At 64.5% G+C, this 22731-nt stretch carries 23 protein-coding genes; 12 read left to right on the top strand and 11 right to left on the bottom strand.

The genetic code is table 11. From position 1 onward, the window contains the following. Nucleotides 1-11 precede the first annotated feature (11 nt). Complete coding sequence (locus tag OKQ63_RS03050; RefSeq protein WP_264212499.1) at nt 12-461, top strand: MarR family winged helix-turn-helix transcriptional regulator; 450 nt, start codon at nt 12-14, stop codon at nt 459-461. A 91-nt stretch (nt 462-552) separates the two neighbouring features. Further along, the gene (uvrB, locus tag OKQ63_RS03045) at nt 553-2751 is read left to right on the top strand and encodes an excinuclease ABC subunit UvrB (RefSeq protein ID WP_264212498.1); all 2199 of its coding nucleotides are present in this window, start codon (nt 553-555) and stop codon (nt 2749-2751) included. A gap of 52 nt (nt 2752-2803) precedes the next feature. Here the strand turns inward: uvrB and OKQ63_RS03040 are convergent, their stop codons facing one another. Further along, nucleotides 2804-3424, bottom strand: coding sequence for a hypothetical protein (locus OKQ63_RS03040; RefSeq protein ID WP_264212497.1), 621 nt, complete (start codon nt 3422-3424; stop codon nt 2804-2806). Nucleotides 3425-3924: 500 nt separating this feature from the next. Between OKQ63_RS03040 and OKQ63_RS03035 the strand changes: the two genes are divergently transcribed. Beyond that, the gene (locus tag OKQ63_RS03035) at nt 3925-4284 is read left to right on the top strand and encodes an SPW repeat protein (protein ID WP_264212496.1); all 360 of its coding nucleotides are present in this window, start codon (nt 3925-3927) and stop codon (nt 4282-4284) included. 213 nt (nt 4285-4497) lie between these two features. Next, nucleotides 4498-4965 carry an aminoacyl-tRNA deacylase gene (locus OKQ63_RS03030; RefSeq protein ID WP_264212495.1) on the top strand — a complete coding sequence of 156 codons (468 nt, stop codon included), beginning with the start codon at nt 4498-4500 and terminating at the stop codon, nt 4963-4965. A gap of 60 nt (nt 4966-5025) precedes the next feature. On the opposite strand, the gene OKQ63_RS03025 is transcribed toward OKQ63_RS03030, so the two are convergent. Beyond that, nucleotides 5026-5283: a TFIIB-type zinc ribbon-containing protein gene (locus tag OKQ63_RS03025; RefSeq protein WP_264212494.1), complete on the bottom strand. Its 258-nt coding sequence runs from the start codon at nt 5281-5283 to the stop codon at nt 5026-5028. 153 nt (nt 5284-5436) lie between these two features. Between OKQ63_RS03025 and OKQ63_RS03020 the strand changes: the two genes are divergently transcribed. Then, nucleotides 5437-6042 carry a hypothetical protein gene (locus tag OKQ63_RS03020; protein ID WP_264212493.1) on the top strand — a complete coding sequence of 202 codons (606 nt, stop codon included), beginning with the start codon at nt 5437-5439 and terminating at the stop codon, nt 6040-6042. 12 nt (nt 6043-6054) lie between these two features. On the opposite strand, the gene OKQ63_RS03015 is transcribed toward OKQ63_RS03020, so the two are convergent. Both OKQ63_RS03015 and OKQ63_RS03010 read right to left on the bottom strand, forming a co-directional pair. Beyond that, nucleotides 6055-6462, bottom strand: coding sequence for a universal stress protein (locus tag OKQ63_RS03015; RefSeq protein WP_264212492.1), 408 nt, complete (start codon nt 6460-6462; stop codon nt 6055-6057). A gap of 107 nt (nt 6463-6569) precedes the next feature. Continuing rightward, nucleotides 6570-6893 (bottom strand): antibiotic biosynthesis monooxygenase family protein, encoded by a 324-nt coding sequence (locus OKQ63_RS03010; protein ID WP_264212491.1) that lies wholly within the window; start codon nt 6891-6893, stop codon nt 6570-6572. A 154-nt stretch (nt 6894-7047) separates the two neighbouring features. Here OKQ63_RS03010 and OKQ63_RS03005 point away from each other — a divergent pair, with 154 nt between their 5' ends. Together OKQ63_RS03005 and OKQ63_RS03000 are read left to right on the top strand one after the other, a co-directional pair. Next, nucleotides 7048-7707 carry a hypothetical protein gene (locus OKQ63_RS03005; RefSeq protein WP_264212490.1) on the top strand — a complete coding sequence of 220 codons (660 nt, stop codon included), beginning with the start codon at nt 7048-7050 and terminating at the stop codon, nt 7705-7707. Between the two features lie 27 nt (nt 7708-7734). After that, nucleotides 7735-8220 carry a HugZ family pyridoxamine 5'-phosphate oxidase gene (locus OKQ63_RS03000; protein WP_264212489.1) on the top strand — a complete coding sequence of 162 codons (486 nt, stop codon included), beginning with the start codon at nt 7735-7737 and terminating at the stop codon, nt 8218-8220. A 3-nt stretch (nt 8221-8223) separates the two neighbouring features. Here the strand turns inward: OKQ63_RS03000 and OKQ63_RS02995 are convergent, their stop codons facing one another. From OKQ63_RS02995 to OKQ63_RS02985, 3 genes are all read right to left on the bottom strand, one after another. Then, a complete protein-coding gene (locus tag OKQ63_RS02995; protein ID WP_264212488.1) occupies nt 8224-10509 on the bottom strand; it encodes a glycosyl hydrolase family 28-related protein in 2286 nt (761 codons plus the stop codon). A gap of 160 nt (nt 10510-10669) precedes the next feature. Next, on the bottom strand, nt 10670-11149 hold the full coding sequence (locus OKQ63_RS02990; protein ID WP_264212487.1) for a DUF4864 domain-containing protein: 480 nt from the start codon (nt 11147-11149) through the stop codon (nt 10670-10672). A 21-nt stretch (nt 11150-11170) separates the two neighbouring features. Then, a complete protein-coding gene (locus OKQ63_RS02985) occupies nt 11171-12814 on the bottom strand; it encodes a lysine--tRNA ligase (RefSeq protein WP_264212486.1) in 1644 nt (547 codons plus the stop codon). Between the two features lie 453 nt (nt 12815-13267). Here OKQ63_RS02985 and OKQ63_RS02980 point away from each other — a divergent pair, with 453 nt between their 5' ends. After that, nucleotides 13268-13690 carry a tellurite resistance TerB family protein gene (locus OKQ63_RS02980; RefSeq protein WP_264212485.1) on the top strand — a complete coding sequence of 141 codons (423 nt, stop codon included), beginning with the start codon at nt 13268-13270 and terminating at the stop codon, nt 13688-13690. A gap of 63 nt (nt 13691-13753) precedes the next feature. Here OKQ63_RS02980 and OKQ63_RS02975 read toward each other — a convergent pair whose 3' ends face one another. Continuing rightward, entirely contained in the window at nt 13754-14251 is a 498-nt protein-coding gene (locus OKQ63_RS02975; RefSeq protein ID WP_264212484.1) for a lactoylglutathione lyase family protein, read from the bottom strand. Nucleotides 14252-14352: 101 nt separating this feature from the next. Between OKQ63_RS02975 and OKQ63_RS02970 the strand changes: the two genes are divergently transcribed. Beyond that, nucleotides 14353-15243 carry a LysR family transcriptional regulator gene (locus OKQ63_RS02970; RefSeq protein ID WP_264213870.1) on the top strand — a complete coding sequence of 297 codons (891 nt, stop codon included), beginning with the start codon at nt 14353-14355 and terminating at the stop codon, nt 15241-15243. A 15-nt stretch (nt 15244-15258) separates the two neighbouring features. On the opposite strand, the gene OKQ63_RS02965 is transcribed toward OKQ63_RS02970, so the two are convergent. Together OKQ63_RS02965 and dacB are read right to left on the bottom strand one after the other, a co-directional pair. Further along, on the bottom strand, nt 15259-15981 hold the full coding sequence (locus OKQ63_RS02965; protein ID WP_264212483.1) for a GNAT family N-acetyltransferase: 723 nt from the start codon (nt 15979-15981) through the stop codon (nt 15259-15261). A gap of 104 nt (nt 15982-16085) precedes the next feature. After that, a complete protein-coding gene (gene dacB / locus OKQ63_RS02960) occupies nt 16086-17573 on the bottom strand; it encodes a D-alanyl-D-alanine carboxypeptidase/D-alanyl-D-alanine endopeptidase (RefSeq protein WP_264212482.1) in 1488 nt (495 codons plus the stop codon). A gap of 132 nt (nt 17574-17705) precedes the next feature. Between dacB and OKQ63_RS02955 the strand changes: the two genes are divergently transcribed. Then, nucleotides 17706-18512 carry a DMT family transporter gene (locus tag OKQ63_RS02955; RefSeq protein ID WP_434086032.1) on the top strand — a complete coding sequence of 269 codons (807 nt, stop codon included), beginning with the start codon at nt 17706-17708 and terminating at the stop codon, nt 18510-18512. Here OKQ63_RS02955 and OKQ63_RS02950 read toward each other — a convergent pair. After that, on the bottom strand, nt 18492-19106 hold the full coding sequence (locus tag OKQ63_RS02950; RefSeq protein WP_264212480.1) for a nicotinate-nucleotide adenylyltransferase: 615 nt from the start codon (nt 19104-19106) through the stop codon (nt 18492-18494). The genes OKQ63_RS02955 and OKQ63_RS02950 overlap by 21 nt on opposite strands. Before the next feature lie 157 nt (nt 19107-19263). Between OKQ63_RS02950 and OKQ63_RS02945 the strand changes: the two genes are divergently transcribed. After that, nucleotides 19264-20331 (top strand): peptidoglycan-binding domain-containing protein, encoded by a 1068-nt coding sequence (locus OKQ63_RS02945; RefSeq protein ID WP_264212479.1) that lies wholly within the window; start codon nt 19264-19266, stop codon nt 20329-20331. Between the two features lie 410 nt (nt 20332-20741). After that, nucleotides 20742-22397 carry an energy-dependent translational throttle protein EttA gene (ettA, locus tag OKQ63_RS02940; protein ID WP_264212478.1) on the top strand — a complete coding sequence of 552 codons (1656 nt, stop codon included), beginning with the start codon at nt 20742-20744 and terminating at the stop codon, nt 22395-22397. Nucleotides 22398-22731: the final 334 nt, after the last annotated feature.

Here is a 22731-nt window from a genome sequence, read left to right as displayed (position 1 = left end):
AATTTCATCCCATGCAGACTCCCCTCCCCGATCCTTTTGATGTCTGGCTGCCGCTGGCACGCAGCCACAGGACCATTCTGGACAGCGTGGAAACCGCGCTGAAACAGGCCGGCCTGCCGGGGCTGGACTGGTACGACCTGCTGTGGGAGCTGGAACGCGCGGGCGGGGCCGGGCTGCGGCCCTATGAGCTGCGGGAAAGGCTGCTGCTGCCGCAGTACGGCGTCTCGCGCCTGGCAGACCGGCTGGCCAAGGCCGGGTATCTGGAGCGCCAGACCTGCGACGGCGACGGCCGCGGCCAGGTGCTGGTGCTCACACCGGAAGGGGCCGCAATGCGGGCGCGCATCTGGACGGTCTATTCCGCCGCCATGCAGCAGGCCATCGGCGGCCGTCTCGCCGCGGGTGAAGCCCGGCGGCTGGCAGAACTGCTGGCAAAACTCCTCCGCCCGCGGCAGAACCGGTAAAAACACCGCTTTTTCCCCGATTGGCGGCCTGCCCCCTTGAACAAGAACAAAAACAGACCAAAATCAGCGCAGCCGCCAACGGAGTCGCCTGATGCCCTATGCCCATTCCGACAAATCGATGCCGATGATGACCCAGCGGGCGCCGCAGCAGCTGCCCAAGCTGGAGGGCGGCAAGCGGTTCGTGATGCACACCACCTTCGATCCGGCTGGCGACCAGCCCGCTGCGATCAAGGAACTGTCCGCGGGCGTACAGGAGGGCGAGCGCAACCAGGTTTTGCTGGGCGCCACCGGCACCGGCAAGACCTTCACCATGGCCAAGGTGATCGAGGAAACCCAGCGCCCGGCCATCATCCTCGCCCCGAACAAGACCCTCGCCGCGCAATTGTACGGCGAATTCAAGGGCTTCTTCCCGGACAACGCGGTCGAATACTTCGTCTCCTTCTACGATTACTACCAGCCCGAAGCATACGTTCCGCGTTCCGACACCTTCATCGAGAAGGAAAGCCAGATCAACGAGCAGATCGACCGGATGCGCCACTCCGCCACCCGCGCTTTGCTGGAACGCGACGACGTGATCATCATCGCGTCCGTGTCCTGCATCTACGGCATCGGCTCGGTCGAGACCTATTCGGCGATGACCCAGGACCTGAAAGCGGGCGAGATGTACGACCAGCGCCAGATCATGGCCGACCTGGTCGCCCAGCAGTACAAGCGCAACGACCAGGCCTTCCAGCGCGGCTCCTTCCGGGTCCGCGGCGACACGCTGGAAATCTTCCCCGCCCACCTCGAGGACCGCGCCTGGAAACTCTCCTTCTTCGGCGAGGAGCTGGAGCAGATCACCGAATTCGACCCCCTCACCGGCGAGCGCACCGGCAGCTTCGAGCAGATCCGCGTCTACGCGAACTCCCACTACGTGACGCCGAAACCGACGCTGAACCAGGCCATCATCTCAATCAAGCAGGAGCTGAAGATGCGGCTCGATCAGCTGACCGGCGAGGGCAAGCTGCTGGAGGCGCAGCGGCTGGAACAGCGCTGCAATTTCGACCTCGAGATGCTGGAGGCCACCGGCCACTGCAACGGCATCGAGAATTACTCGCGCTACCTCACGGGACGCGCGCCGGGCGAGCCGCCCCCCACCCTGTTTGAATTCATCCCCGACAACGCCATCGTCTTTGCCGATGAATCCCACGTCTCCGTCCCGCAGATCGGCGGCATGTACAAGGGCGACCATAGGCGCAAGTTCACCCTGGCCGAACACGGGTTCCGCCTGCCCTCCTGCATGGACAACCGCCCGCTGAAGTTCGAGGAGTGGGACGCCATGCGCCCGCAATCGGTGTTTGTCTCCGCCACCCCCTCCGCGTGGGAGCTGGAGCAGGCCGGCGGCGTCTTTGCCGAACAGGTGATCCGCCCCACCGGCCTTCTGGACCCGGAGGTCGAGATCCGCCCGGTCGAGATGCAGGTGGACGATCTCCTGGACGAGGTGCGCAAAGTGACCGCCAACGGCTTCCGCACCCTGGTCACCACGCTCACCAAACGCATGGCCGAGGACCTGACGGAATACCTGCACGAACAGGGCATCAAGGTGCGCTACATGCACTCCGACATCGACACGCTGGAGCGGATCGAGATCCTGCGCGACCTGCGCCTCGGCGCCTTTGACGTGCTGATCGGCATCAACCTCCTGCGCGAAGGCCTCGACATTCCGGAATGCGGCCTCGTCGCCATCCTCGACGCCGACAAGGAGGGCTTCCTGCGCTCGGAGACCTCGCTGATCCAGACCATCGGCCGCGCGGCGCGGAATGCCGAGGGCCGCGTCATCATGTATGCCGACCGCATCACCGGCTCGATGGAGCGCGCGCTGGGGGAAACCAACCGCCGCCGCGACAAGCAGATCGCCTACAACCTCGAGCACGGCATTACCCCGGAGACGGTCAAGAAGAACGTCGAGGACGTTCTGGCCGGCCTCTACCAGGGCGATGTCGACATGAACCGCGTCACCGCGCAGATCGGCAAACCGATGCACGGCGCCAACCTCGAGGCGCATCTGAACGGGCTGCGCGACGAGATGCGCAAGGCGGCCGAGAACCTGGAGTTCGAGGAGGCCGCCCGCCTGCGCGACGAGGTCAAGCGGCTGGAAGCGGTGGACCTCGCCATCTCCGACGACCCGCTGGCCCGGCAGTCGGCGGTGGAGGCCGCCTCCGATGCCGCCGTCAAATCGCGGGGGCGGTCAACGGCGGGCAAGGCCGGGACACGGGCGTATAGGGGGAAATCGCAGAAGAAGTTTTCGTGAAGAAGGAATAGTAATGCGCGGAGCCTTCCTGCTAAGTTAAAACTTGGCCCAATCAGAGTCTTTCGCCAGCTTCCAGAAGGCTGCATCTTTTCCTTGTGGAATATGCTTTCAAGCGGTCCCGGAATCGCTCCAAGGGTTCCGCAGAGCTGTAGCTCAACTCAAAACTAAGCTCTGGGCGCGTGGTTTCCCCAAATCTGGTATATTCGATCGTCCTGTTCATCGACCAAATTTCTGGGAACTCTCGTTTGAGCTCTGTCTCAATTTCGGGAGAGAAATCCCCCTGAATATGTGGATAATCATGCGGCCAGTTTGAGGCTGGGAACCGCCTCATGATGTGTCTTCGAGTTCGCTGGATTTGATCCAGTTTCGGCGAATAGGACTCGCGAAACTTCAAATCCAGAACGTGGAACTTAAAGTTCTTCCGCGTTTCAAGCCTGACTGGCTCCGCAGCGAAATATTGCAAGGTTTCGATATGCAGGATGCGTTTGTAGCCGGTGAATTCGCTGTTTTGCTGCGTCGGTTCAATAGTTCGGGAAAAAGTCAGCTTGCAGTGGTGAAGACTGACTTCGGAATAACCCATCACCGCTAGAGCGCCACGTAGCGCCAATGTTTCGTTGCTTTCCGCACTGGCAGCAGTCGCAAAAACTGAAAGTAAAACTGTAAAAATGCGCAAAATTATATGTTCCTTAAGGCCGCACAAGAATTGGGGCCAAACGCCTGCGCCGATTTCAGGGAAGAAATTGAGGGCGTTTGTTTCCCCGCAGTTGTAAGTGGGAAAGCTAACTTTCTCAACAACCCAGCGCCCTGGGGGCGGATCGGGCGCGATGCACGGCTCCGCCGTTCAATAGGCTCCGCAAAATCACCGAAATAAGTTAACCACCTGTTAAACAACGAGGTTTCGCAGCGAAACCCCTTTTCATTCACGCCCGCCCGCTCAAGCCGTCCGCTCCGCCGCGCGGCCGCTTCCCCGGCGCAGGACCGGCGAATGCGGGCCAGCCGTCCGCCCTGCCAAGCTCCCATGGCGCTTTTGCGCGGGGATACGGCATCTTCTTGAAATAAGGCGGGTTTTTCTGTATAGTGGCAGCTGCACCCAACACCTGGACACAGGCGCGGTGCGCCCGGTCCGTTCCGGGCCGGGAATTGCTGCAGACACCTGAGACAGGAGGATGTGCAATGACTGATCTCTGGAAAAAAATGACCGGCGACTGGCAGGACAGCGTGAACGTGCTGCTCGGCCTGTGGCTGGTGCTGTCGCCCTGGATCCTGCAATTCCAGGACAGCAGCCCGGCACTCGCCAACGCGGTGCTGGTCGGCGCCGTGATCGCGGTGATGTCGCTGGCCGCGGTGCTCCGCTTCCGCTACTGGGAGGAATGGATCGACATGGCGATCGGCGCCTGGCTGGTGGTCTCGCCCTGGGTGCTCGGCCTCGCCGCGCTGACCCTGGCCACCTGGAACTTCGTGGTCGTCGGCGCGCTGGTCTTTGCGATGGCGGGCTGGTCGCTCTACGAGCACGACGCCCATCATCCGGCCTGACCCCCGCGGCCGGTCCCGGCGGGCAGCCCCTGGCCGCCGGGACCGGCAAGGCTTGCCCGACTCACCCGTTCGGGCGCATGCTGGCGGGCACCTGAAACATCGGAACTGAAAACCAGGGCGCCCCGGCTTGCCGCCTGCCGCGCCCGGGCCGCAGCATCGCATCCCTGGGCCAACGGCGGCCGGGGGGCTCTCCCAGACCAGGAGGACCCCACGATGATCGCCTCACGCCTGAAACATCATCTGGAGGCACAGGGCCTGCCTTTCGGCACTGTCCGCCACCCCTATACCGCCACCGCGGCCGAATGCGCCGAAAGCGCGCATGTGCCGGGCGGCCATCTCGCCAAATCGGTGCTGATCCACATGGAGGAAGGCCCGGTACTGGCGGTGATCCCCTCCAACCAGTCCGTCGACCTGCACGCGCTGCAGTCGATGATGGACCGCCGTCTGGGCCTCGCCCCGGAATATGAGCTGAACCAGGTCTTCGACGATTGCGACCCCGGCGCCGCCCCCTGCGTCGGGCAGGCCTACCATGTGCCGACCGTGATCGACGACAGCCTCAGCGGGCTCGACAAGGTCTGGTTCGAGGCCGGCGACCACAAGACGCTGGTGGAAATGAAGGGCAATGATTTCGACACCCTGATGAAGGACGCCAAACACGGCTCCTTCTGCACCATGCACTGACACTGGCGCGCGGCAGCGCCGGCCTGCCGCCCCGCTTCAGGGGCAGCGGGCCGGCCGGTGTCAGAAATCAAACAGGTCTTCCAGGAAGCTCTTCTTTTTCTTCTTGTAGGGCTTGCTGTCGCGCGGGTCATGATGGCCGCCCCGGTCATCATACCGCTGCGGCTGCGGGGCGGCCTGGACCGGCTGCGCCGAACGCTCGATGATCTTGTCCAGCTCGCCCCGGTCCAGCCACACGCCGCGGCACTTCGGGCAATAGTCGATCTCGACACCGGCACGGGCGGCCATCTCCAGCCGGGTTCCGTCAATCGGGCACTGCATCTGCTTCTCCTTGCACAACTTCTGCAGTCCACGTGGGCAGCCCCCCTGCCCCGGACAAGGCAACCGCACCGCAAAAATGGCGGATTTGCGGGTTTCCGCCGGTTTCCAGACGGCTGGCGCATGGTAAGCTGGCGGCAAACCAGGGAGGCACTTATGAGCAGCAGAACCATTCTCTCCGGGCTTGTGGCCCTGACCCTTGCCTGCAGCCCGGCCTATGCCGACGGCGGCGGCGGCTCCAGGGACAGCGGCACGAGCTCCGGCGGCGGCCAGCGCAGCGGCCTCAGCTCCAAGGCGACCAAGGCGGTTGCCACCACCCTGACCCGCGGCTTCGACCGCTGCGGCACCTTGCCCAGAGTCTACAAGTTCGACTGTTTCCGGCAGACCTACAAACTGGCGGCGCAGAAGCTGAACAGCAACCAGTCCTACACCGAAGCCTACAAGGCGCTGCGGCTGGTCGAGGACACCCTGACCCGGTCCGTGAAGCAGAATCTGGATCCCGCGCAGCAACCGGTGCGCAAGGGGCTGAACTATTACCGCGCGGTGAAGCCGGCAGCGGTGCCGCAGATCAAGCAGCAGGCCGAACGCGCCATGCGGCAGGCGGAAACCATCCTGCTGCGCTCCCCCGCCGACAAGCAGGTGCATTATGCCCGGATCGCCGAAGCGGTGAACTCCAACAAGGTGCTGCTGCGCTCCGCCGCCCTGCCGGGCGCGATGATCCGGCTGGCCTGGCAGCTACTGAAACAGGTGGTCCCGGCCTGAGCCGCCGCGCCGCTAGCGCACCACATGCACCGCGCAGGCGGCGTGGCGCACCACGTGGCCGGAGGTCGACCCCCACAGCAGATCCTGCATCGACGGGCGGTGCGAGGCGAGGATGATCAGATCCGGCGCGTTCTGCTCTGCCCAGTCCAGGATGGTGCGGCCGGAGTGGCCCTCTATCAGCACGCCCTCGGCGTTGGGCAGGGTCTGCGCCAGCCCGTCCAGTTCCGCCTGCAGCGCCCTGCGGGTGCCGTCCATGAAATCCGCCGGGATATAGGAGATCGCATAGGACGGGACCTGTTCAATCACATGCAGCAGCGTCACCTTGGCCCCCGGTGCGGACAGAAGACGCGCCACTTTCAGCGGTCCGGTCACATCCCGTTCCGGATCAAATGAGATTGGCACCAGAATTGTGTGATACATGGCAGGCCTCCTTGGTCTGATGTTCCAGTCGATGGTATCCTTGCCGCCGCCGGCCTGCCTTGACCCGGGTCAAGGCAGGCCGGCGTTTTCAGTGCCGGAGCGGACGGTTATGAGCCAAACACCTCCGCCACGTCATACATTACCGGCTCGAAGCTGCGGCACAGCTCGTTGATCTTGCGGTTGCGCTCGCGCATCTCCGGGCTGCGCAGCATCGCCATGAAATCCTCGCGGCGGCGCCATTGCGAGTAATTGGCGATGCGGGTCTGGGCGTCATTCACATGCAGGCCGGCGGAAAGGAAGCCGGGCTGCTTGGAAATGAACTCGGAATAGGCATCCTGCAGCGCCTCCAGCAGGTCCTGGCAGGTTCCGGGCGTCATCTCGAATGTGGTGATAACGGTCTGGATATCAGCGGTTTTTGCGATTGTCGGCATTGGCTCCTCCGGTGACTCCCCCCAGCCTACGCCCGTTCGCGCACAAAGCGCACCACCTTTTTTCAATCGCATCCCCATAAGGTGCGCAAGGCCAGCTTAACACAACCTTAACCATAAAGCGGAACCCTAGCCACACCTGCCCGGAGGCTTTCGGATGAACCCTGCCCATGCCGCCTGCCTTGCCCTGGCGCTGGCTCAGCCGGCGGCCGGCGGCGCTTGGCTGGAGGATCCGGGCAAGGGCTTTGCCGCGGCCAGCGCCACCTACCGGACATCCCGCGGCGGGGCCGCGCATGAGCTGGGCTATTACGCTGCCTACGGGGCCGCGCCCAAGCTTACCCTGGGCGTGGACCTGAACCGGAATGCGGATGTTTCCGGCCATGCGCTGATCTTTGCCCGGCTGCCGCTGCGCCAGGGATCCCGCAGCCGGCTGGCGGTCGAAACCGGAATTGGCGGCAATCACTACCGGGGGTATTGGCAGATGATGCAGAAGACCACCCTGTCCTACGGGCGCAGCCTGGAAACCCGCCACGGCAGCGGCTGGCTGGCCATCGGTGCGGCCTATGAGCTGCGCAACGGCGGCCTCGACGCGATCTGGAAACTCGACGCCACCCTGGGCCTGCACCGGCCCGGCAAGGCAGCGCCGATGCTGCAGATCGAGACCGCCAGGCCGGAGAGCGGCCGGCTGTCCTATGCGCTGACCCCGGTGATGCGCTACCCGATGAAGGACGGGCGGGAGCTGCTTCTGGGGCTGGAGTACCGCAAGGCGGGCCGGGACAGCCTTGGCCTGAAGCTGAGTCTGTGGCAGAAATTCTGAACCCTGCCCAAGCCCCCGGAGACGCCGATGGCCAGCCCGATCCGCCCCGCCGATGACGACGCCCGCGCCCTGGCGCGGGACCTGATGGGGCAGGCCCGCTTTGCCGCGCTTGGAGTGCTGCTGGAAGACGGCGGCCCGCTGGTCACGCGGGTGGCATTCGGATTGGACCCGCAAGGGCGCCCGGTCAGCCTGATATCGGAACTGGCGCAGCACACCCGGGCGCTGCGGCAGCGTCCGGCGTGCTCGCTGCTGGTGGGGGAGCCGGGGGCCAGGGGCGACCCGCTGGCCCATCCGCGCCTCAGCCTGATGGCGCGGGCGGAATTCATCCCCCGCGCGGCCCCGGAACATGCGGCCCTGGCCGCGCACTACCTGTCCCGCCGGCCCGGGGCCAAGCTTTATCTGCAATTCTCCGACTTTTCCTTTGTGCAGTTCCGGGTGACGGCGGCGCATCTGAATGGCGGGTTCGGCAAGGCGTTCGATCTTGCCGCCGCCGATCTGCTGCCGCCCGGCTGAGCCTCAGCTGTCCATCCGCAGCAGCACCTGGACCTCGCCCTTGACCGCTTCCTGCCAGCGCAGGCGGATCTGGTCCTTGCCGGCGCCCTGCTGCACTTCGGCATAGGGCATGCTGTAGCGGTTGCTGTTGCCGCTGGTCCGGATCGGCCCGTGCGGCACCACGCTGTCGACGTAGCGGGCATAGCCCTGGAACGGCAGCGCCCCGTCTGCCTTGACGGACCAGCTGGAGGATGCCGAGGACTGATCGTGCCGCACCCGCAAGGGGTTGGCGGATTGAATGCTGACGTTGTGGAACATGTTGCCTGCAAAGACCACATGCTTGGACCGGCCGAAGTCGAGGTCCGAGAAGCTTGTATCTACCCGTTCCGCCCGGTCGATGCTGCCATTGAGCGAGCGGAACTTGTTGCCGGAAACGGAAAGCCCGTTCAGGAAATGACCGCTGCCATAGGGTTTGATCACGATGTAGCTGAACCAGGGCGCGACATCGCCGGACAGGAACACATTGGCGGTCACCGACAGCGCGCTGAAGGAGAACCCGCTGGTGAAATCCGGCGTCGCGTCCCGCTCGTTGGTCCATTCGATGAAGCAATTGTCGATGTAATTGTCCGACACGGTCGAGGTGCAATTGTTGGACGCCAGCACCAGGCCGGCGGTGCGCACCCCGTTGGGCACGCTGTCGCCCTGGAAGAAATGGTTGCCGGTCACCGTGTTGTTGCCGCCGGCGAGGATGGCGAAATGGCGGAACCTTGTGGCCCGGTTGCTGCGCAGCTTGGCATCATTGTTGTTCACGTTGAGGCCGATGCTGACCCGGTCCTCCACATCCAGCGGATCCTCGTCCGACAGGAACTGGCAATTGTCGACCAGAATGCCCTGGCAGCCGGATCCGATCGACGTGATGCCGCGGTCCTTGGGACGCGAGATGAAGCAGCTGTCGATTGCAAAAACAGAACCGGAAGGCGCCAGGCGCAGGGCGCTGCAGCGGCCGTTGCACTGGAATTCGATGCCTTCCAGGCCGAATTTGCTGAGTGAGCTGAAGCCGCTGAAATCGACCAGATACTTGAAGTCCCTGAAGGTGAAGTTCTGGGTGCCTTCGGCGTCATACAGCGCGCCGCTGAGGGTCAGCTCTCCGGCTCCGGTATTCTTGGATTTCACGTAGATCTCGCGGCCGACCCCGGCGCCTTCGACCAGCGAGCCGACCTTGATGCTGGCGATTTTCGCAACATCGGTCAGCTTCTTGGCATCCGAGGCGCTGTAGGTCGCCTTCGAGGTCACCGAGTCCGTGTCCCAGGCGGCGCTGCTGGCGGCCTCCAGCTGGCCGTTGCGGATGATCCGGCGGGTGGCATAGGAGTTTTTGTTGGGCACCGCCGCCTGCATGTCGATCGGCCCGGTCACGGTGATCTTGCGGCCCATCAGGTCCAGCGATTCATGGTCCGCATTGTTGATCAGCGCCTGAAACGCCTTCTTGAAGCCCAGCTCTTCGTTGCCGAACGCCGCGGCATAAGAGGGGAAATCGAAGTTTTTCGTCAGCAGCAGCATCTTGTTGTCCGGCATCGAAACCGTGCCTTCGAACACCGCCTCGCTGCCCAGCGACACGGTGCTGTCCAGATAGAACTCGCCCGCGGGCACCAGGATGCGCCGCCCGTCCGCGGCCGCATCCGCCGCCTCGAACGCCGCGGTGCAGTCGGTGCTGCCGTTGCCCACCGCGCCATAGTCGGTCACGTCCACCAGGCTCAGCATATCGCGCAGGAAGGCGCTGGTGATGTCGGTGATCTCGATATCGTCGATCCGCACCACACCGCCGTTGGCGCCGGTCAGATCCAGCCCGAAATGGCCGTATCCGGCGCTGCGCCCCCAGGGCATGTCCACCCCGCCGCGGCTGCCGCTGCCGACGATGCCGGTGACCTCCACCACGTCGCCGTAGGCGGCCAGCGCGGTCTGCGGCGCGGCTTCGGTGACACCGCCGATATGGCTGCCGTTGCTTTGAGCCGCCCAGCCGGCGATGCGCACCGAGGGCAGCGCGCCGCTGACTGCCTTCACCCTTGCCTTGATCTGCAGGTAGCAGCCCGGTTCCAGCGGCGTCTGCCCCATGAAGCGGAGTTTCTGGGTGTTGGCGGTCTTCTGCAGCTCCAGACAACCGCCGAAATCCGCATCCGCGGCCACAAAGACGGCATTGGCGGCGCCGTCATAGGTATCGGAGCCGGGGGTGCCGTCGCCGCTGGACCAGACGTCCAGACCATCCGTAAATGCCGGCGGCATCAGCTGCAAACCTTCGGTGATTGCCTTGTTCATGGGAGTTCCTTTTCCTGCTGCGCATGTCGCGTTCGGGAAAAGGATGTACAATTTCCGCGTTAACATCGCCCGAGAGCAGCGTACGCAGGTCCGGGCTCAGGGGCCGTCACCCTGCCCCATGAGAAGCTGTACAACATTGATTTTCAAGACGATTCCCGGGTTAACCATTTGGCAACCCAAGAGATGCACGCGGGCTTCGGCGTCCGTGATCATTCCCCGCCGCCAAAGGCGGGACGCCGGACCATCGCGCAATCTTGCGCGCCATCGCGCCGGTCTGCTGGAAGGTATCGGAAATCTGCCGGGTGTCCGGGGCGGCATGGCCGACTGCGGTTCCGGCATCCCCCTTCAGGAAGGCCGCGGTCCGGGAACCGATCACCCCGGTGACCGGTTCCTTTTGAGCGGCGGCCGGGAAGGCCAGAAGAAAAACACTCACCCCCGCAAACAGAACACTGCGCATCTGCGCCTCCCGGCTCACCCGACTCCAGCTAGGGTGAAGCTGCGTCGCGTCAAAATTATTTTTTGAGCGGCTCAGGACCGGCTGGCCCAAGGGCAGCGTGCGCTGAGCGGCGGCACGCAGGCGCGCGGTGTTTCCGGGCCCGCCGGGGGACGAAAAAAGGCGCGGAAAACCGCGCCTTTTCATTAACTTGCCTGCGGAGGCCGCTTACGCCAGCTCGCCCGCCAGCGCCTTTTCGATCAGCGCGATGGTCTCGCCGACACCGTACAGCGCGATGAAACCGCCGAACCGCGGGCCTTGGGAGGCGCCCAGCAGCACCTCGTAGATCGCCGAGAACCAGGCCCGCAGCGGTTCGAACCCGTGGATCTTGCCGATGGCGAAAACCACCGACTGCAGGAATTCCTCATCCGCGAAATCGGCTTCGGGCAGCGGGTCGTCATTGCCGGCCAGCTCATTTTTCTTGGCGATGGCCGCCAGCGCCGCCTCCGGCGATTTCAGCGCATCGGCCAGATCCTGCAGCGCTGCACGCTCCTGATCGGTGGGCAGGCGGAACACTTTGGCCGGTTTCACGAAATCGTTGAAATAGGCCACGGCAAAGCCCGCCGCCTGGTCCATCGCGGGATTGCTTTCCGGGGTCGCGTCGGGTGCGTATTTGTTGATGAAGCCCCACAGGGTGGCCTTGTCCTCGGCGCTGGACGCGGAGGCGAGGTTCAAGAGCATCGAGAACGGCACCACCATGTCGGACTGCGGCACGTCGCCGCCGTGGATGTGCCAGACCGGGTTGTTCAGCTGCGCCTTCAGGTCCTGGGTGTGATAGGCGCGCAGCTGCTGGTGGTATTCATCCACCGCCTTGGGGATCACGTCGAAATGCATCCGCTTGGCGGTCTTGGGCTTCTGGTACATGAAATAGGCCAGGCTCTCGGTCGAGGCATAGGTCAGCCATTCGTCGATCGACACGCCGTTGCCGGAGGTTTTCGAGATCTTCTGGCCGTTCTCATCAAGGAACAGCTCATAGGTGAAATGCTCCGGCGCGCGCTGGCCCAGCACCCGGCAGATGCCGTCGTAGATCGGCGTGTTGGTGGAGTGGTCCTTGCCGTACATCTCGAAGTCGACCTCGAGCGCCGCCCAGCGGGCGCCGAAGTCCGGCTTCCACTGCAGCTTCACGTTGCCGCCGGTGACCGGCAGGGTCCATTCCTTGCCGTCCTCGTCGTCAAAGGTGACGGTGTAGGTCTCGGCGCAGACCTTCTTCATCGGCACATAGAGCACCCGGCCGGTGTCCGGGTGGATCGGCAGGAAGATCGAATAGGTCTGGCGGCGCTCCTCGCGCAGGGACTTCAGCATGATGGCCATGATGTCGTCGTATTTCTCGACGGCGCGCTTGAGGACCGCGTCGAACTGGCCGGAGCCATAGAACTCGGTCGCCGAATAGAACTCGTACTCGAACCCGAAGGTGTCGAGGAAGCGGCGCAGCATGGCGTTGTTGTGGTGGCCGAAGCTCTCGAATTCGCCGAACGGGTCGGGGACCGAGGTCAGCGGTTTCTGCAGGTGCTCCTGCAGGCCGCCGGCATTGGGCACGTTGCCGGGAATCTTGCGCATCCCGTCGAGGTCGTCGGAGAAGCAGATCAGCCGGGTCGGGATGTCCGAGATCACCTCGAACGCGGTTTTGATCATGGTGGTGCGGGCCACCTCGCCGAAGGTGCCGATGTGCGGCAGGCCGGAGGGGCCATAGCCGGTCTCGAACAGAACAAATCCCTTCTCCGGCGCGCCCTTGGCGTAGCGTTTGAGAATGCGGCGTGCTTCTTCAAACGGCCAGGCTTTGCTCTTCAGAGCTTCTTCGCGAAGTTCAGACATTGTGTTCTCCATCGGCGGCGTCAATCCGGGTTTTGCAGGTGCCGCAAGATCAGTGCGGATGCCCCATGCATCCAGCCCATTCCTCTATTGTGCTGATGCAGCATGAGTCAACAATCACTGGCGGCAGCAATACGTCCCGGGCGGCGTTTTCGGTGATCCAGGCGGGAACGTCCTGCGCATTGCGCCCTGCGGCGGCATGCGCACAGGCCTGCGGCGGCGGCGGCCGGACAATTCGCAGCGCGGCAGCGGTCATGGCACCGCGGCGGGCCGGGACCGCCGGCGCTGTGCCTGTGGCGCTGGCGAACCGGGCTTTGAGCGGATTCAGCACCGGTTTTCCGCACAAGCTTGAATTTGAGGCTGAATTCTGCCGCTTTGGCGCAGGCGGCAGTTGAACCTGCCCCGCCGCATACCTATCCTGACGGCGGCAACACGCAGCATGAAAAGGATGCCTCGATGAGCGAGCAAACCCCGCACCCGATGACCCCGCAGGACTGCCTGGTGGCCCTGATGGTGGCGGTCTCGGCCTCGGACGAGAACATCCGCACTGCCGAACTGGTGAAGATCCAGTCGGCGGTCAACATGCTGCCAGTGTTTGCAGATTACGACATCGACCGGGTGAGCCGGGTGTCGCGGACCGTGTTTGACCTGTTCGAGCAGGAAGACGGGCTGGAGGCGCTGTTCGGCCTCATCCGCGGCGACCTGCCGGAGCGGCTGTTCGAAACCGCCTATGCGCTGGCCTGCGATGTCGCCGCCGCCGACGGCATCCTGGGCGAGACCGAGCTCGAGTTCCTGGCCGAGGTCCGTTACGAGCTGAACATCGACCGGCTGCACGCCGCCGCGATTGAGCGCGGCGCCCGCGCCCGCCATATGGTGTGAACACCGGGCAACCCCTGAAACAGAGCGGAATTGCCCGGGCAGGAACCCGGGCACTTCCAGCGCTCAGCTGTATGCGCCGGCTGAGTAGGTCAGCTCATAGCTGTGGCTGTAAAGCTCGAAGATGATCCCGAACGGGTCCTCCGCATAGACCATGCGGTAAGGCTTCCCGCCGGGGAAATATTCCCGCACCGGCATCCGCTGCTTGCCGCCGGCCGCGACGATCTTCTTCAGCAGCCCCTCGACATCCGGGTCCTGCACGGCAAAGTGAAAGGTCCCGTGCTTGCGGTACTGGAAGTTGTCCTCCGGTGCTTCGTTGCCGTTGAATTCGAACAGCTCGATGCCGATGCCGTCCGCAGTTGAAAGATGTGCAATGCGCAGGCTTTTCCATCCGGGACCAAACACATCGGTGCACATCTGGCCGATGGCGCTGCCATCTTCAGCAACCTCGCTGGGCTGCATGAGCACATAGAATCCCATGACGTCAGAATAGAATTTCACGGCAGCCTCAAGGTCCGGAACCGACAGGCCGATGTGCGAGAAGGTTCTGGGTGTGGTGGTCATTTCTGGTCTCCTGTTGCGTGGCATGACAGAAGGGTAGACACTCACCCGCCCTCTGTGAAATTATCATTTTACATGAAAATGATAATAGAATGGCATATCTGATGCTGAACGCCACCTGGCTCGAAACCTTCACGACGCTGGCTGAGACCGGCCATTTCACGCGCGCGGCTCAACGCCTGAACATGACCCAGCCGGGCGTCTCGCAGCACCTGCGCAAGCTGGAGGCGCAGCTGGGCCGGAAGCTGATCGCACAGGACGGCAAGAGTTTTTCGCTGACCCCGGCAGGAGAAGCGGTGCGGACGCTGGGGCAGGCCCGGCGCGGCGAGGAACGGCGCCTGAGAGAGGCTATCGCCGCCGACTCTCCCAATGCCGGAGAAGTGCGGATCGCTTGCTCCGGCAGCTTTGCAACGCTGCTCTATCCCCGCATTCTGGACCTGCTGGAGGCCGCACCGGATCTTACGGTGCATCTGGAAGCGGCGCCGCAAGCCGCCATCAAACGCGGGCTGCTGGGCGGTGAATTCGACCTTGGCATTCTGGACCACAACCCGGGCCATCCCCGGCTTGAGGCGGAACACTTGGGGGAGGAGGAGCTGTGTCTTGTGCTGCCAAGCCGCGACGCAGGGGCGGAAGTCACGTTCGAAACTCTGGAAGCGCGCGGCTTTGTCGCCCATCCTGATGGCTTCGCCCATGCGGATGAGCTGCTGTCACTGAATTTCCCGGGTGTGTATCAGGGTGCCGACCGGTTGCGCGTCCGGACCTATGTCAATCAGATCGGCCAGATCCTGAACCCGGTTGCGCAGGGCATCGGGTATACGCTGCTGCCGCGCAGCGGGGTCGAGGCTTATGCTGAACGGGACCGGCTTGCGGTGGCCCCGCTCCCCAAGCGGCGGCGTCACGGGCTGTGGCTCACCTTCCGCAAAGGCCGCCCGCTGAGCGCCCGGCTGCAGCGGATACAGCGCCTGGCACAGGACGTGGCGGCAGAGCTGGCGTAGAGGCGCCCGGACCGCTTATTCTATCGCTTGCGCCGCTCTGAGCTGGCGCAGGCTCTGCCTCTGCTGCCCGTCAGCATCGAAATTCGCCGGGTCAAGCCAGGTCTGAAAGGCCGCCTCCAGCCGCGGCCACTCCCCGTCCAGCACCGAATACCACGCCGTATCGCGGTTGCGGCCCTTGCAGACGATGGCCTGCCGGAACAGCCCCTCATAGGTGAACCCCAGCCGCTCCGCCGCGCGGCGGGAGGGCGCATTCAGGGCGTCGCATTTCCATTCATAGCGGCGGTAGCCCAGATCGTTGAACACCCGCGCCATCATCAGGAACATAGCCTCGGTCGCGGCGGGCGTCCGCTGCAGGGCGGGCGCATAGGTGATGCCGCCGACCTCGATCACGCCGTGCTCCGGCTTGATCCGCATGTAGCTGGCAACGCCTTCGGCCCGGCCGCTGACGCCGTTGACGATGGCGAAATACGGCTGCGCATCAGCGCCGCCGGCACCCTGGATCCAGGCACGAAGCTCCTGCTCCGTGCTGAAGGGGCCCCAGGGGATATAGGTCCAGATCGCGCCGCTGCTGTCCTGGCTGAAGGCGGCAAACAGATCCGCGCCGTGGCGCGCGGCATCCAGCGGTTCCACCCGGCAGTAGCGCCCCGCCATGCCGGTGCGGCCGGGCAGGCGCGCGCCCTGCCAGTCCGGCAGCGGCGCACCGATGGGCTGGCCGTGTTCGTTGGTGCGGTCGGTCATGGTCTGGTCCTCTGCAATCCCGGCAGGCAGCCCTGCCGCTGACGGTCTGCCTGCAAACTGGTCCGCGGGAAACGTCCAGAAAACGGAATTTGCGCCAGACCAGTTCAGCTGCCGTAGACGGCGCCCCAGCGTTCGATCAGCTGCTGCTGCAGCTGCTTGGCGCGGCGGTTCCAGCTGCGGGCGCCGGGCGGGCGTTCGCGCTGCGCCCGGGTCAGGCGCCCGCGGGTCTTCTCGTCGGCGGTGAAGATGGCAAAGGCCAGCTCGGTTCCGTCGGCGGCGGTCATGAAGCCGCCAAGGCCGGAGACAAAATTCAGCGTGCCGGTCTTGGCGGCCACCCTGATCGGGTGGCCCTTGACCGGGCGGCCATTGGCATCGCGCATCGGGAAGGACTTCAGCAACGGCTTCAGCTGGCCGGACCGGTACGCGGCCACCAGCGCGCCGGTGAGATCCCCCGGCGTCATCCGCGAGTCCCCGCCAAGGCCGGAATGATCCACCAGCCGGGTGCCGGACATGCCGTATGCCTCCGCCGCCCAGCGGCTCATCTCAGCGGCGGAGGCCTTGAGCGAGGCAGGCCGCCCGGCACGAGCGGCACTGGCGGACATGCCGATCATCTCGGCCATCAGGTTGTTGGAGTATTTCAGCATCGCCTTGAGCATCACGTCCATCGGCGGGCTGTGATGCTGCGCCAGCAGCTGCGCCTGCGGCAGCGACCTGGCCTGTTCGGGCTTTTCCAGCGTGATGCCGTTGGCCCGTGCCAGGGTGCGGAACACATCGCCCGCATAGGCGCCCGGATTGCGCACCGGCAGCCAGCGGGCGCCGCCCTTGCCCAGCGCCTTGCCGGCCACGGTCCAATGGTCCACCCCGCCCTTTTCCGCATACGTGTAGACCGGGACCGCACGGGCGGCGATCTTCATCCGGGCGGTGGCGACTTCGGGGCGGTATTTCTCGGTCCTGGCATCCATGGTGATGGCCCAGCCGCCGCCGGAGGCCCGCTTCCATTCGAAATGCACCCGGTTGAAGTTCAGCGCAATGCCGGAAACCGCCGGCGAATAGCCGACATGGTCGGGCTGGTCCGGGTCGATCGAGCGCACCTCCGGCAGCGCGCCGTCCCAGACCAGGAACCTGCCCCGCACCTCGCGCACGCCGGCAGTCTTCAACGCCTTTGCCAGCAGCGCCAGGTGGTCGGTGTTCAGCACCGGATCGCCGCCGCCGGCCAGGATCAGGTCGCCCTTGACCACACCGCCTGCAACACCGCCGGTGGCGAGGACACGGGTTTCGAACCGGTGATCCGCGCCCAGCACGTCCAGCGCATAAAGCGCGGTCAGCGCCTTGGCGACGCTGGCGGGCGGCAGCGCCTCGGCGCCGCCGGAAGATTCCAGCAGCCTGCCGGTCTTCGCATCCGCCACCGCGCAGACCGCATGGCCCGGCAGCTTGGCCCGCGCCAGCAGCGCCTGGAGCCCGTCGGACCCGGCCGCCAGCGAGCTGACCTTGCGCGCCACGGGGCGCAGCGAAACGGCAGGCGCATTGGCCAGCGCGGCAGAGCCCGCCAGCGCGGCAAGCCCGGAAAGGAGGAATGTCCGGCGTGAAGTCATCTTGTTCATTTTTAAGGTCGGGCGCTGCTCTTGTTCAATCCCCGATCCACGGCAATGCGCCGCAAGGTCCGGGCTTTTTCCTTGTGGCAAGTCCTGCTACCGCTGGCAGCCATGTTTCAGGCAGTCATCCTCATGTTCGCGGCCATGTCAATGATCCCCGCGGGCGACCTGTGCGGGAAGCTGCTGACCGGCGGCGGGCTCGCCACGCCGGCCTTTGTTGCCTGGTCGCGGTTTTCCATCGGCACCGTGCTGATCCTGCCCTTTGTGCCGCGCCGGGCCTATGCGCTCCTGCGCGACTGGCGGCTGTGGCTCCGGGCCGGGCTGCTGACCGGCGGCATCTTCTCGATCCAGCTGGCGCTGATGACCGAGCCGCTGGCCGATGTCTTTGCCGCCTTCTTCATCGGCCCGGTGGTGAGCTATGTTCTGTCGGTGCTGTTGCTGCGCGAACAGGCGACGGCTGCGCGCAGCCTGCTGATGGCCCTGGGGTTTGCCGGCGTGCTGATGGTGGTGCGGCCGGGCTTTGGCGGCTCGGCGAACCTGCTGTGGGCAGTTCTGGCGGGCTGCTTCTACGGCGGGTTCCTGACCAGCTCGCGCTGGCTGGCGCATGCCGGAACGCCGCTGGAGCTGAGCCTGGCGCAGCTCCTGCTTGCCGCCATCCTGATGCTGCCTCTGGGCCTTGCCAGCCTGCCGGAGTTTTCCCCCGCCACCGCGGCGCTGACGGCCGGCAGCGCGGCGTTCTCGATGACGGGAAACCTCTTGCTGCTCATTGCCTATGGCCGGGTGCAGGCGGTGAAACTGGCGCCGATGGTCTATTTCCAGCTGGTGGCGGCCGTGGGGCTGGGCTGGGCGGTGTTCAGCCAGCTGCCGGACGCCTGGACCTGGGCCGGGCTGGCGGTGGTGCTGAGCGCCGGCCTGGCCTCAGCCCTGCTGCGCCGCTGACCATTCGCCGCGGGCGCGCAGTTCGGTCGAGCTGACATCCACCATCGGCACGTTGACAAAGCACCAGGCAGGCGCCGTGGCCTGTGCCAGCAGGTGGCTTTCACTGCCCTTCAGCAGAGCGTGGCGGTAGATCCGGGCGGCCGGCGAAAACCGCGCCGAGATCCTGTCATTCGGCCGGGCCAGAACGCCGACCGGCACCGTCTCCAGGATCTGCTGCCAGTCCTTCCAGCGGTGGAAATGGGTGAGGTTGTCGGCGCCCATCAGCCAGACAAAGCGCACGCCGGGATGGCGGCGGCGCAGATGGCGCAGGGTCTGGGCGGTATAGCGGGTGCCGAGCTCCGCCTCGATGCCGCTAATATGGATGCGCGGATGCCGGATCAGGTCCCTGGAGGCGCTGATCCGCCGCTCCAGCGGCGCAGGCTGGCGCGCCTTCAGCGGATTGCCGGGGGAGACCAGCCAGAACAGCTGGTCCAGCCCGAACCGTTTCAGCGCAGCCTGCGAAATCGCCGCGTGGCCGCTGTGCGGCGGGTCAAAGGACCCTCCCAACAGCCCGACGCTCTGGCCCGGGCGGATATGCGGCAGCTTGCAAACCATAACCGCCTTGATGCGCACAGTTTTCCGGGGAGATCAATCGCCGGCCTTGCGGGTTCTGCCGCCGCCACCCTGCCGATTGCCTGAAACCGCCCGGCGTAGTAAAATTTTCTTGCGCGGTCGTTTTTGGCCAGCGCTGTTCATTGATTGCGAGTTTACCATGGTTACCAAACTTTCCGCCTCTGTCGGGCGCAAGGGCAAGAACCTGCCCGAAGATGTCAAAGCCGTGCAGCAGCTGCTGAATGCCTTTGCGGCCAATGCCGGTTTCAAGAAGCTCAAGGTTGATGGCACCCCGACGCCGGTGCTGGAAAAGACCATCGGCCTGTTCCAGCAGGAGGTCTGCGGCTTCAAGCCCGACTGCCGGATCGACCCGGGCAAGAACACCATCAAGAAGCTGAACGCAGGCCCGGCCAAGGCCAAGGCCGAGCAGAAAGCCAAGGACAAGAAGGACGAAAAGGCCAAGGAAGAAGCCAAGGCCCAGGCCGTGAAAGCCGCCAAGGAAGCGGTGATGAAGGAAGCCAAGTCCAAATCCCTGGATCAAAGCGGCTGGGCCGCGCTGCTGACCGACATCGAAGACTATGCCAACTCGCTGTACGACAGCTATTTCGCAAAGGGCGAGAAAAAGGGCGAAGACCCGCAGAAGGCGGCCAAGCTAGCGGCGGAAAAAGCCGCCAAGGAGGCCAAAAAGAAGGCGGCCGAGGATGTCATCAAGACCATCGACACCGGCGGCCTGTGCAAACCCGGACGGCTGGAAGGCAAAACCCAAGGCGTGAAAAAAGTCATCCTCAACGTGCTGTTCGAGGTGTCCTCCTACTACGGGCAGACCATCAACGTGGTGTCGGGGCTGCGCGACAAGACCGGCCAGGCCAACGCCATGTACAAGGGCTGGAACGGCCATCTGGAGCACGGCAAGATCTACATATACCTGCGCAACAACGAGGATTTCCGGCTGGAGCTGGACGGGTTTGTGCAGGCCGGCGACAAGAAGGGCTTTGTTGCCTGCATGTTCAAGAAGGCCAAATGGGACCAGATATCACGGCACCTCTCGGGCCAGGCGGTGGATATCTCGACCAAGACCGACGCCAAGATCATCGAAGCGCTGAAGACCTGCATGAAGTATGTGCGCGAGCCGCGCAAGAACAGCGAAGGCATCAAATGCCACCATTTCGACGACCGCAAACTGGTTTACCCGGTGCCTGACAGCGTCAAGAAGAAGTGGAAGCTGTGAGGGGCTGAAATCCCTCGCAACGCCAGGGCCGGGCCGGACGGTGTGTGCTTCCAGGCGGCGGCCGTCCTTCGCAGCCCTCCCTGCGGGCGCGGTACGGCAGCGGCGCGGACGCGGAGCGCTGCCGGCGGCAGGCCTGCCCCCTGGCAGGTTTCCCCGGCCATCGCAGGAAGCCAGCAGCCTTGTGTTCAAAAAGAAGACTGCCGCGCAAGTTCCGAGGGGTCTTGCGGCCGGCGGCCCTGATACCTTGCCCCCTGCCGAACACGGGCGGGCAGTCTTTGCCGGTGCATGGGGGATGTGTGCGGGTGATGTACTGGCAGCCCCTTCCTGCGGCGCCGCATCCCGCATTGCCCCGCCGCCGCCCTTCCGCTATCACACCAGCCAGCAAATCCCCCCCTTAACGGAGCAATCACATGGCCTCCTACCAGTACGTCTACCACATGCAGGGTGTCTCCAAGACCTACCCGGGTGGCAAGAAATGCTTTGAAAACATCCACCTGTCCTTCCTGCCCGGCGTGAAGATCGGTGTTGTCGGCGTCAACGGCGCCGGCAAGTCCACGCTGATGAAGATCATGGCCGGCCTCGACAAGGATTACACCGGCGAGGCCTGGGCCGCCGAAGGCGCCAAAGTCGGCTATCTGCCGCAGGAGCCGAAGCTGGACGAGAGCCTGACGGTGCGTGAAAACGTCATGCTGGGCGTCAAGGCCAAGAAGGACATCCTGGACCGCTACAACGAGCTGGCGATGAACTACTCGGACGAGACCGCCGAGGAAATGGCCGAGCTGCAGGACAAGATCGACGCCGAGAACCTGTGGGACCTGGACAGCCAGATCGACGTCTCGATGGAGGCGCTGCGCTGCCCGCCGGATGACGCCGAGATCGCCAACCTGTCGGGCGGTGAACGCCGCCGCGTGGCGCTGTGCAAGCTGCTGCTGGAAGCCCCCGACATGCTGCTGCTCGACGAACCGACCAACCACCTCGATGCCGAGACCATCGCCTGGCTGCAGCAGCACCTGATCGACTACAAGGGCACCATCCTCTGCGTCACCCACGACCGTTACTTCCTGGACGACATCACCGGCTGGATCCTGGAGCTCGACCGCGGCCGCGGCATTCCCTACGAGGGCAACTATTCCGCCTGGCTGGAGCAGAAGGCCAAGCGTCTGGCGCAGGAAGCGCGCGAAGACAAATCCAAGCAGAAGACGCTGGAGCGCGAACTGGAATGGATGCGCCAGGGCGCCAAGGCGCGTCAGGCGAAATCCAAGGCCCGGATCAACGCCTACAACGATCTGGCCAGCCAGTCCGAGCGCGAGAAGCTGACCCGCGCCCAGATCGTCATCCCCAACGGCCCGCGCCTGGGGTCCAAGGTGATCGACGTCGAAGGCATCTCCAAGCACTACGGCGACAAGCAGCTGGTTGAGGGCCTGACCTTTGACCTGCCGCCCGGCGGCATCGTCGGCGTGATCGGCCCCAACGGCGCCGGCAAATCGACCCTGTTCCGCATGCTGACCGGCCAGGAGCAGCCCGACCAAGGCACTGTGACCTACGGCGACACCGTGAAGCTGTCGTATGTCGACCAGTCGCGCGATGACCTGGATGACAATGAAACCGTCTGGGAGGCGATTTCCGGCGGCGCCGAGATCATCGAACTGGGCGACGCGCAGGTGAATTCCCGCGCCTATTGCTCCTCGTTCAACTTCAAGGGCGGTGATCAGCAGAAGAAACTGTCGCTGCTGTCCGGCGGTGAGCGCAACCGCGTGCACATGGCGCGGCTGCTGAAAGAGGGCGGCAACGTGCTGCTGCTTGACGAACCGACCAACGACCTGGACGTGGAAACCCTGCGGGCGCTGGAAGACGCGCTGGTGGATTTTGCCGGCTGCGCCGTGGTGATCTCGCACGACCGTTTCTTCCTCGACCGGATCTGCACCCACATCCTGGCGTTTGAGGGCGACGCCCATGTGGAGTGGTTCGAGGGCAACTTCGAAGACTACGAAGAGGACAAGAAGCGCCGCCTGGGTCCCGACGCGCTGGAGCCCAAGCGCCTGAAGCACAAGAAGTTTGTCCGGTAACGGATTGGCTTCCACACTTGGGAGCCTTCGGTCTGGGTTCCGCAGCGGCAGCCATCGTGCAAAACTGGCTGTCCCTGCGCGCCCAGGCAAAAGCACGCTCATTTCAAGAGCGAAAGGAGGCCCGCGCCGGCCTTCTTGAAGCCTGGGCAAGGCAAGAAAACCCCATTTTTTTCCGGGCCGTTGCTTTCGGACGCGGGCCAATGGGTTCTTTGCGCGGATCCTGCCGCATCAGCAATAGTGTTTTCACTGCGAAAGAAGTGGCAAGAAACGGTTCCTGGCTCCGCCGCACGCCTCCGGCGTGACCGGAAGGCCAGACGCGGGCCGGTGCGAACTC

The organism is Leisingera thetidis, from assembly GCF_025857195.1.
GTDB lineage: Bacteria > Pseudomonadota > Alphaproteobacteria > Rhodobacterales > Rhodobacteraceae > Leisingera > Leisingera thetidis.
This window is presented reverse-complemented; position numbering and strand designations above follow the sequence as displayed.